Origin of the sequence: Streptomyces sp. NPDC056222 (assembly GCF_042264065.1) — a bacterium.
Taxonomy (GTDB): Bacteria; Actinomycetota; Actinomycetes; order Streptomycetales; family Streptomycetaceae; genus Streptomyces.
Genome location: NZ_JBHJTL010000158.1, coordinates 1 through 9,981, shown reverse-complemented (window position 1 = coordinate 9,981; position 9,981 = coordinate 1). Strand labels below are relative to the sequence as shown.

Sequence of the window (9,981 nt, the reverse complement as noted above, 5' to 3'; positions counted from 1 at the left end):
CAGGCACACCAGGTGTGCCGGGCCCCTTCCGCATAGGAGCGCGGGTCAGACGGTCTCGGCGACCTTCGGCGCCTCGTCCGTGGGCTGCGGCTTCGCCTCCGGTCCGGCGCCCCGCAGCGCCACCTCCTTGACGAGGAAGGCGAGGACGAAGCCGATGACGGCGACCGCCGAGCCGACCAGGAAGGCGGAGTGCGTGCCGGCGGAGACCGCGTGCTGGTACGCCTCGCGCAGCGCCTCGGGCAGCTTGGCCAGGGAGGCCGCGTCGAGCTGGGCGGACTGCTGGGTCAGTTCCGAGCCGCCGCGCGCCGCCATCTCGTCCTGGACGCGGCTCGTGAAGAGCGCGCCCATGATCGCGACGCCGAAGGAGGAGCCGAGGGTGCGGAAGAGGGTGGTCGCGGAGGAGGCGACGCCCATGTCCTTCATCTCGACGCTGTTCTGCGCGACGAGCATCGTGATCTGCATCAGGAAGCCCATGCCGGCGCCGAGCACCGCCATGTAGATCCCCGAGGTGAGGCGGGAGGTACCGGTGTCCATCTGCGCGAGCAGGAACAGGCCGATCACCATCAGCGCCGTACCGATGATCGGGAAGATCTTGTACTTGCCGCTGTTGGTGGTGATCCGGCCGGAGACGAGCGAGACGACCATCATCGACAGCAGCATCGGCAGGAGCAGCAGGCCGGAGTTGGTGGCCGAGGCGCCCTGTACGGACTGCTGGAAGAGCGGCAGGAAGAGGACCGCGCCGAACATCACGAAGCCGGTGAGGAAGCCGATCACCGACATGAGGGTGAAGTTGCGGCTCCGGAAGATGTGCAGCGGCACGACCGGGTCACTGGCGCGGGTCTCGGCCCAGAGGAAGGCGGCGAGCGCGGCGACACCGGTGACCGAGAGACCGACGATGGTCGCGGAACCCCAGGCGTACTCCGTACCGCCCCAGGTGGTGACCAGGACGATCGCGGTGATGCCGACGGTCAGCAGCCCGGCGCCGAGGAAGTCGATCCGGGTGGAGCGGTCGCGCTCCTTCTTGGGCAGGTGGAGCACGGCGGTGACCATCGCGAGGGCGACGGCGCCGAGCGGCAGGTTGATGTAGAAGGACCAGCGCCAGCCCCAGTGGTCGGTGATGGTGCCGCCGACCAGCGGTCCGCCGATCATGGCGAGCGCCATGACGCCGGCCATCATGCCCTGGTACTTGCCGCGCTCACGGGGCGGGATCAGGTCGCCGATGATCGCCATGACGCCGACCATCAGACCACCGGCGCCGAGGCCCTGGACGGCCCGGAAGCCGATGAGCTGGCCCATGTCCTGGGCCATGCCGCTGAGCGCCGAGCCGATCACGAAGATCACGATCGAGGTGAGGAAGACGCCCTTGCGACCGAACATGTCGCCGAGCTTGCCCCAGATGGGAGTGGAGGCGGCGGTGGCCAGGGTGTAGGCGGTGACGACCCAGGAGAGGTGCTCCAGGCCGCCGAGCTCGCCGACGATCGTCGGCATCGCGGTGCCGATGATCATGTTGTCGAGCATCGCGAGCAGCATCGCGATCATGAGGGCGAGGAGGACGACGCGGACGCTGCGTGGCTGCTCGGCCTCTCCCTCCCCGGGTGTCTTTACTGATTCGGTCGTCGCCATGCTTCCGCTCCCCACAACCCTTCGGGCACTTACTTGCCGCCCGGCTAGTTACTACACTTGGGACGGTAGACCTGTAACTAGCCGGTCGTCAAGTAAGTAATGAGTGCGTGGGAGCGGACCATGGCCAGAGGCAACACACGGCAGCGCATCCAGGACGTGGCCCTCGAACTCTTCGCGGAGCAGGGCTACGAGAAGACCTCACTGCGCGAGATCGCCGAGCACCTCGATGTCACCAAGGCCGCGTTGTACTACCACTTCAAGACCAAGGAAGACATCATCATCGGCATCTTCCAGGACCTCACGAGGCCCGTGGACGAGCTGATCGCATGGGCGCGGGAGCAGCCGCGCACGCTGGAGGTCAGGGAGGAGATCCTGCGCCGCTACCAGGAATCCCTGATCAGCGCGGCCCCGCTGTTCCGCTTCATGCAGGAGAACCAGGCGGCCGTCCGCGAGCTGAGCATCGGCCTGACCTTCAAGGAGCGGATGATCGAGCTGAGCGGCCTGATCCAGGAGCCGGACTTCGCCGTGATCGACCGGGTGCGCTGCGTGAGCGCGATCTTCACCCTGCACGCGGGGATGTTCTTCATGGACAACGTCGAGGGCGACCCCGAGGAGAAGCGTGAAGCTGCCCTCGAGGTCGCCCTCGATCTGCTCACCCAGGCGCACGGCGCGCGGTGAAGCGTTCTTCAGGTCAGATGGAGACGCCCATGGAACGCAGGAACGCGGCCGGGTTGAGCGCGGAGCCGTAGTTCGGGGTCGTACGGATCTCGAAGTGCAGGTGCGGGCCGGAGGAGTTGCCGGTGTTGCCCGAGAGGGCGATCTTCTGGCCGGCGCCGACCTTCTGGCCGATGTGCACGTTGATCTTCGACAGGTGGGCGTACTGCGAGTACTTGCCGTTGGCGTGCTTGACGACGATGGCGTTGCCGTACGCGGGGCCGTCGCCGCCGCCGTTCGGGCCGGCCTTCACGACGGTGCCGGCGCCGGCGGCCTTGACCGGGGTGCCGACCGGAACGGCGAAGTCCTGGCCGGAGTGCTTGTGGGCCCACATGGCGCCGCCCTGGTTGAAGCTGGCGGTCAGGGTGTAGCCACCGACCGGCTTGACCCAGGAGGGGGCCTTCTTGGCGGCGACCGGGGCGGCCTTCGCGGCCTTGGCGACGGCGACCTTCTTGGCGGCGGCCTGCTTGGCGACGGCGGCCTTGACGGCGGCCTGGGCCTGGGCATCGGCCTGCGCGGCGACGGCAGTGGACGCACCGGTCGCGGCAGTCGCGATGGTGGCGGCCTTGCCCTCGGCGGCGAAGGCGGAACCTGCTCCGGCCACCAGCGACGCTCCCAGGCCGGCGGCGGCAAGGGCGACGGCGGTGATACGGGCGGGGTTCATGACGCGCTTCGACATACGGGGGAAAACCTCCGAGACAGAACGGAACCCGACGCGTTCGCTGCGCCGGGCGGGCTGTTGCTCATCCTTGGTAACCCGGACCCCCATCCGGCGTAAACCACCCCATCTACGACATTGCGTCGTAGCGATCTCCCGGAATGTCCGGGTCTTGACGACCCGGGACACCCTTCCCTGAAATCGGACAAAGCGGCACAAGAGAAACGGTTTATACGCACGTCGGACCTGCCCCGATCGGACCGACAGGCCGCTTCTCGCACGGTTCGCGCCCCCTAGGGACCAAAGTCCCGGCACCCTGGCCCTGAACGTCCCGAATCGACCGCAAACGCCATCACTATTCCGGTTAGTACCCCTCGAAACGCCTGTGCGCCTTGTCACGGCGCGCCCGCCGCCATTGCGACCTGGGTCACGCAACCAAGGCCGTTTCGATCACGTCCCGCACTACGCTGACGACGTCGCGAACCACCGGGGGGACACCAATGGATCCGTCACTCATCGGCACCCGCCTCGCCACGTCGGCGATGGGCCCGATCCTGAAGAAACTCCTGGTCAGCGATGGTCCAGGGGCGGGCCTGCCGGGCGCGGCCCGGCGCATCCGGCTCTCCGGGCTCGTCTCCTTCCGCGGCGAGAAGCGCACGCTCACGGAGAAGGACGTCCGCAAGCTCGCCGCCACCCTCGTCGAACGAGCCGTGACGGGCCCCGGCGAGCCCCCGTTCCCCGCCGACGAGACCGAGGCGCTCACCGACGCCCTGGCCGCGACGCTCCTCGCCCTCGGCGACCTCGACATGGACGACGTCCAGGCCGTCCACCTCGGCGCCCCGGCCCTCGCCCGCAGCCTGCGCACGGCGGCCCCGGCCCCGGACGGCCTGTCGACGGACTCCGTCCACTTCCTCGGCTCGCTCACGGAGTGGGCCTGCCTGCACATCCTGGAGTTCTTCACCCAGCGGTCCACCTTCGTGGCCCGCACGCTCGTGGAGCAGACCCGCGGCCAGCAGGAGCTGACCGCCAAGGTCGACGAGGTCATCCGCCGTACGCCACGGGTGGACGCACGGGACGCGGAGTTCGAGCGGCGGTACCTGGCGTACATGGCGAAGAAGCACGGCAGCCTCACGATCTACGGGGTGGACCTGGAGGGCGCGCCGGAGAAGTGGCCGCTGGACGTGGCGTATCTGTCGCTGGAGGCGACGGGGGCGGGCGCGTGGTTCGCGGCGGAAAGCGGGGCCGGGACGTGGCTCGCGGAGCCGGACGAGAGGGAGAGCGAGGCGACGGACCGGGCGGAGAGCGAGCGGGAGCGCCGGGTGGCGGGCGCGGTGCCGGGCGAGGTGGCCACGGTGGAGCGCCATGGTGCGGGCGACGAGCGTGCGCAGTCCGCGTACGACGAAGGCCCGGCATCCACCTGGGCCTCCTTCCGCTCCGGCACGGCGGCGGTCGTCCACCGCGGCGACCTCCTCGGCGGCCGCGCCGACCTCGCCCTCGCCCGGCACGACAAGGTGCTCCTGCGTGGCATGGCCGGCTCCGGCAAGACGACCCTCGTGCAGTGGCTGGCGGTCTCGTCGGCCCGGGACGAGCAGACGGAGGACATGGCGTACCTCCGTGACCGGATCCCCTTCGTCCTCCCCCTCCGTACCCTCACCCGCCACGGCGAGCGGCTCCCGGCCCCCGACCGCTTCCTCTCCGCCGTCGACTGCCCGCTCTCCCCGCCCGACGGCTGGGCCGACCGCGTCCTCGCCGCCGGACGCGGCCTGGTCCTGGTCGACGGCATCGACGAGATCCCGGAGGCCGAGCGCGACCGCGCCCGCCGCTGGCTCCGCGACCTCCTCGACTCCTACGACGGCAACCGCTGGCTCGTGACCTCCCGCCCCACCGCCGTACGCGACGACTGGCTGGCGTCGGACGGCTTCACCGAGCTCAGCCTCGCCCCCATGTCCACCGCCGAGGTCGGCACCTTCGTCCGCCGCTGGCACACGGCCGCGGGGCCGGAGGCGGCGCCGTACGAGCAGCCCCTCCTCGACGCCCTGCGGACCACCTCCGACGTCGCCCAGCTCGCCACCAACCCCCTGATGTGCGGTCTGATCTGCGCCCTGCACCGCAGCCGCCGCGGCTTCCTGCCGCGCGGCCGCAAGGCGCTGTACGACGCGGCACTCTCGATGCTGCTCTCACGCCGGGACCGCGAGCGGGACATGGGCACGCCGTACGGGATCGAGCTGGGTGAGGCGCCCCAGATCCAGCTGATCCAGCGGATCGCGTACTGGCTGACACTCAACGGCCGGACGACGATGGACCGCGCGCACGCGGAGTCGGTCGTACGGGAGGCGGTGCCCGCGATCACGGAGGCGGCCGGGGCCGACCCCGGCGTGGTCTTCACGCACCTGCTCCACCGAAGCGGCCTGCTGCGCGAACCGACCGCGGACACGGTCGACTTCGTCCACCGCACCTTCCAGGACTACCTGGCGGCGAAGGCCCTGGTGGACCGCTGGGACATCGGCGTCCTCGTCCAGCACGCGGCGGACGACCAGTGGGAGGACGTCATCCGCATGGCCGTCGGCCACGCGCGGCCGCGCGAATGCGCGGAGATCTTCGAGGAACTGCTGAAGGCCGCGGACTCGGAGGTGGCGCGGCGCTCGCACCTCCGCATCCTGGTCGTCGCGGCGACGGCGCTGGACCACGCGACGGAGGTGGCCCCGGAGATCCGGGAACGGATCCTGGCACGGACGGGCGAGGTGATTCCGCCGCGCGACGCGGAGGAGGCACGGGAGCTGGCGTCGGTGGGACGCACCGTCCTGGACCTGTTGCCGGCCCCGGACGGCCTGACGCATGACGAGGCGGCCATGGTCGTGACCACCGCCACGCACATCACCGACGACGCCGCGCTGCCCTACCTGGCCCGGTTCACCGGGCACCCGTCGCTGAGGGTCCGGTCGCAGCTGATGTGGGGGTGGTCCCGGTTCGAGGTGCGGCAGTACGCGCAAGAGATCATCGCCCGCCTCGATCCCGACGCCCTGTACGTCACCCTCCGCTCCGACGAGCAGATCGAAGAACTCGTACGCCTGGGGATGCGGCCGGAGTTCCTCGACATCCGCCAGGGCATCTCCAACCGCGGTGCGGCCGCCCTCAGCCCGGTCCTGGCGGACGTGCGCTCCCTCGAAGTCTCCGAGGACGCGTCGCGGAACAGCCTGTGGCGGCTTCTCCGGGGGACGCCTTCCCGCGAAGCGTCGGACGGGACGTGCCGCGTTCCCCGGCTGGCGGATCTGGACCTCACCTGGTTCACCTCTCCGACCGAGGACGACTGGTTCGCCGTGGCCGGAGTGTCCGGCCTGCGGGCGCTGTCGGTCACGGCCCCCACCCTCCGCTCATGCCCCGACACCCTCGTCCTGCCACAGGTGGACCATGTGATCGTGGGCGAGCACTATGACGCCCCGACCCTCGAGCAGATCGCCCGGACCTTCCCCGCCCTGCGACGGCTTACTCTCAGCAACAGCCGCGGCCTGGTCCGCGACCTCGCGCCCCTGGCGCGGTTGGAGCATCTCGGGATCGTCGACATGTACGGCGCCACGGTCACCGGCGCCGAACACCTTCCCCCCGCCGTCGACATCCGCACATGACCTGACCGACCACACCCTCCCCCGATACGTTGACGATCATGACCGACATCGAGCTCGCCGACGCCATCGAGTCCGTGCGCGACCAACTCGTCGACGCCGCCACCCGCGCCACCGGAAAGCCCGTCGCCTTCGAAGTGGGGGACATCGAGATGGAGTTCACGATCGAACTCCGCAAGGAGATCAAGGGCGGGACCAAGGTCAAGGCCTGGGTCGTCGAGGCCGGGGCCGACGCCTCCCGCACGCGGGGCGAGACGCATCGCGTCTCCTTCACCCTCAAGCCCCGGAACGCCGACACGAACGGGCCGTGGCTGGTCGGCAACGACGAGCCCGGCGACACCTCCGGGTTCGGTGACTGATGGGGCTTCCGCCCGGTCGGCGCGCGGTCGCCGTCCACTCCCAGCACTCCGGACGGCAGGGCAGCGGCGTGCTGCTCACGGACGACACCGTCCTCACCTGCGCCCATGTACTGGAAGCCGGCTACTCGGCCTGGGTGTCCGTGCCCGGTGTGCGTGACCGGGTCCTGTGCCGGGTGATCTGGGCCGATCCGCAACTCGACGCCGCGCTCCTCCAGGCGCCGGAGAGCCTCGTCGCCGGGCTCGTCACCACCCTGGTGAACGCGACCGCCGTCGGACTCGCCGTGGTCGCCACCGAACGCCCCCTGCCCGACTGTGAGATCGTCGGCTTTCCGCGCATCCAGCGTTACGACGAGGGGCGCCGGCTGGAGTGCGACCAGTACACGGGTACGGTCCTGCCCCTCGCCGGTCTGATCCGCCGCACCATGATCCTCGAAATGGACCGGCCCCCGGCCGCCGAACGGGCCGACGGCGGCTCCCCCCTCGCGGGCCTCTCCGGGGCGCCGGTGTTCGCGGGCAGCGGGCTGCTGGGAATCGTCAAGGGAATCCCGCGCGGCCGTGGCCACCTGCGGGTGGAGTGTGTGCCCCTGGCCGCGATCGTCGCCGGCGACGGATTCAGAGGCGCCTACGCCAAGGCGACCGGCAGCCTCCCGCCGGAACCGGTCGCCCAGACGCGCCACACCACGGCCGACTCCTGCCATGAGCAGGAGTACGCCGAAGCCCTCGGCGCCGCGTACCGTCGTACCAAGATCTTCGGGCTGGACGAGCTCAACCGCCGGGCCTCCGAGTGGGACCTCGACACCGCCTATCTGTCCCTGGAGGCCGCCTCCAGGGAGCCCGGATCCACCACCGTCCCGCACCGCATCGACGAACTCCTCGCCTCGCGCCCCCGCGTCCTCCTCCGCGGCGACGCCGGCGCCGGCAAGACCACCCTGGTCTGGTGGCTCGCCGCCCACGCCGCCGCCGGCACCCTCGGCCCCCGACTCGCCGAGCTGAACGGTCTCGTGCCGTTCGTCGTCCCGCTCCGTACTCTCCGGGCCCGCGGCTCCGGGTTCCCCTCGCCCGCCGAACTCCCCGACGTCGCGGGTCTGATGGTCGACCCGGCGCCCGACGGCTGGGCGGGCCGGGTCCTGTCAGGTGGTCGGGGCCTGCTGCTCGTCGACGGTCTCGACGAGGTGCCCCAGGAAGACCGGGAGGCCGCGCACGACTGGCTCTCCGGGCTCCTCGCCCGTTTTCCCCGTACCCGCTGTGTGGCGACCGTACGGCCGCTCGCGGTGGAGCCGGAGTGGCTGGCCTCAGAGGGCTTCGAGGAGCTGACCCTCCTGCCCATGCGGGACCAGGACATCCAGGCGTTCGTCACCGCCTGGCACGACGCGGCCGGCCTCGACGGCGAGGATCCCGAGGCCCTCAAGGGCCTCGAACAGGACCTGCTCCAGCAGTTCCGCCACAACCCGACCCTGTCCGACCTCGCCCGCTCCCCGCTCCTCTGTGCGGTGATCTGCGCCCTGCACCGGTTACGGGAGGGGTTCCTGCCCGAGACCCGCTGGGCGCTGTACGCGTCGGCGCTCCAGATGCTCCTCGGCGCCCGCGACGACCGGCGCCGGATCGACGCCCCCGACGGCATCCGGATGTCGGTGGAGGAGCACCAGCAGCTCCTCCAGCGCCTCGCGGCATGGCTGGTCCGGTGCGGCCAGACCGAGTTCACCCGGGAGCAGGCGCTGCACCAGTTGAACCGGACGCTGCCGGGGATGCCGCGGGTCTCGGCCCAGGGCACGCCCGAGGAGATCCTCACGCACCTCCTCAACCGCACCGGCCTGCTCCATGAACGGACCGACTCCGTCTTCCAGTTCGCGCACCGCACGTTCCAGGACTTCCTGGCGGCCAAGGAGTTCGTCGAGGACGACCTCATCCCGGAACTCCTGCGCCACGCGCGCGAGCAGCAGTGGCACGACGTCCTGCTCCTCGCGGCCGGCCACTGCTCCCGCCGGGAACTGCCCGTCCTGGTGGAGGGGCTGCTCGCGGCCGGCTCGGGGAGCCGGGACAAGGACCTGAAGACGACCCTGTACGTCCTGGCCGCCCTGTGCGCCCAGCACGCGGCCTGGCTCTCGGAGCCGCTCCACGAGCGCGTGCGGAACGCGGTGGCCTCGGTCCTGCCTCCTCGGCGCCCCGACCAGCTGAGGGCGCTCGCCCGGCTGGGGGCCTTCGTCCTTCCCCTGCTGCCCGGCCCCACGGTCTCGGACACGGAAGGGACCGACGCGACGCTCGTCCTGATCTGTGAGATCGGCGGCGCGGCGGCCCTCCCCTACGCCCGTGCCTACGCCGACGCCAGGCACACCTTCCGGCTGTCCATCAGCTGGTCGAACTTCCCGGCGGAGGCGTACGCCCGCGAGGTCCTGGCCCGCCTCCCGCTCGACAGGTACAGCCTCTTCGTCTCGGACCGGGACCAGCTCGCGCAGATCCCGGTGCTGCGGCACGCACCCGACCTGATCCTCCAGGGCGAACTCGCCCCGGAGGAGCTGACGGCCGCTCTCCACGGCCACGTCCTGCGCGGGCTCACCGTCGCCGACAACCCCCGGCTGACGGACCTCTCGCTGCTCGCGCCCTTCGCAACCACACTCGACGCCCTGGCCGTGCAGCGGTGCGCGGGGCTGACGGACCTCACGGCCCTGGAGGGCCTCGACCGTGTGCACACCCTGCTGCTCGACGGCGTCCCGCTGGGCGCCCCCGAGCTGAAGGTGATCGCCGGACTGCCGCTCCTGCGCCACCTCACGCTACGGCCCCTCCCGGACGTGACCCGGCTGAACCTGGCCCCGCTGCACTCCCTCACCGAGCTCGAAGTGAAGATCGAGGGCCTCGCCAAACGCCAGGTCCTCGGCCGTACCCCCTTCGGCGACCGGCTCACCCTGAACCGCCTCACCCTGAAGCCCTGAGGTCCGTTCCGGAGCTCTGGCTGCCCGCTGGTCCTGGCCCGTGCCCACGCCAAAAGGGGCGGCCCCGGACTCTTCCGAGT

General features: G+C 70.9%; 6 protein-coding genes. 4 read left to right on the top strand and 2 right to left on the bottom strand.

Going from position 1 to position 9,981, the window contains the following annotated elements:
• Positions 1 to 45 precede the first annotated feature (45 nt).
• Positions 46 to 1,623 (bottom strand): MDR family MFS transporter, encoded by a 1,578-nt coding sequence (locus tag ACFC0D_RS37115; RefSeq protein WP_376446143.1) that lies wholly within the window; start codon positions 1,621 to 1,623, stop codon positions 46 to 48.
• 120 nt (positions 1,624 to 1,743) lie between these two features.
• Between ACFC0D_RS37115 and ACFC0D_RS37110 the strand changes: the two genes are divergently transcribed.
• Complete coding sequence (locus tag ACFC0D_RS37110; RefSeq protein WP_376446139.1) at positions 1,744 to 2,301, top strand: TetR/AcrR family transcriptional regulator; 558 nt, start codon at positions 1,744 to 1,746, stop codon at positions 2,299 to 2,301.
• 13 nt (positions 2,302 to 2,314) lie between these two features.
• Here ACFC0D_RS37110 and ACFC0D_RS37105 read toward each other — a convergent pair whose 3' ends face one another.
• Positions 2,315 to 3,016 carry a M23 family metallopeptidase gene (locus tag ACFC0D_RS37105; protein ID WP_376446136.1) on the bottom strand — a complete coding sequence of 234 codons (702 nt, stop codon included), beginning with the start codon at positions 3,014 to 3,016 and terminating at the stop codon, positions 2,315 to 2,317.
• A 479-nt stretch (positions 3,017 to 3,495) separates the two neighbouring features.
• On the opposite strand from ACFC0D_RS37105, the gene ACFC0D_RS37100 reads away from it, so the two are divergent.
• Genes ACFC0D_RS37100 through ACFC0D_RS37090 form a run of 3 tightly spaced genes read left to right on the top strand, consistent with a single transcriptional unit; the run spans position 3,496 to position 9,901 of the window.
• Complete coding sequence (locus tag ACFC0D_RS37100) at positions 3,496 to 6,618, top strand: NACHT domain-containing protein (RefSeq protein WP_376446133.1); 3,123 nt, start codon at positions 3,496 to 3,498, stop codon at positions 6,616 to 6,618.
• Between the two features lie 38 nt (positions 6,619 to 6,656).
• Entirely contained in the window at positions 6,657 to 6,974 is a 318-nt protein-coding gene (locus ACFC0D_RS37095) for a trypco2 family protein (RefSeq protein WP_376446130.1), read from the top strand.
• Complete coding sequence (locus ACFC0D_RS37090) at positions 6,974 to 9,901, top strand: NACHT domain-containing protein (protein ID WP_376446127.1); 2,928 nt, start codon at positions 6,974 to 6,976, stop codon at positions 9,899 to 9,901. Before ACFC0D_RS37095 ends, ACFC0D_RS37090 begins: the two co-directional genes overlap by 1 nt.
• Positions 9,902 to 9,981: the final 80 nt, after the last annotated feature.

What these genes read in the sequence shown, in the direction of transcription:
- ACFC0D_RS37090 (WP_376446127.1), top strand. Translation starts at nt 6,974, where the DNA reads ATGGGGCTTCCGCCCGGTCGGCGCGCGGTCGCCGTCCACTCCCAGCAC.
- ACFC0D_RS37115 (WP_376446143.1), bottom strand. Translation starts at nt 1,623, where the DNA reads ATGGCGACGACCGAATCAGTAAAGACACCCGGGGAGGGAGAGGCCGAG.
- ACFC0D_RS37105 (WP_376446136.1), bottom strand. Translation starts at nt 3,016, where the DNA reads ATGTCGAAGCGCGTCATGAACCCCGCCCGTATCACCGCCGTCGCCCTT.
- ACFC0D_RS37095 (WP_376446130.1), top strand. Translation starts at nt 6,657, where the DNA reads ATGACCGACATCGAGCTCGCCGACGCCATCGAGTCCGTGCGCGACCAA.
- ACFC0D_RS37110 (WP_376446139.1), top strand. Translation starts at nt 1,744, where the DNA reads ATGGCCAGAGGCAACACACGGCAGCGCATCCAGGACGTGGCCCTCGAA.
- ACFC0D_RS37100 (WP_376446133.1), top strand. Translation starts at nt 3,496, where the DNA reads ATGGATCCGTCACTCATCGGCACCCGCCTCGCCACGTCGGCGATGGGC.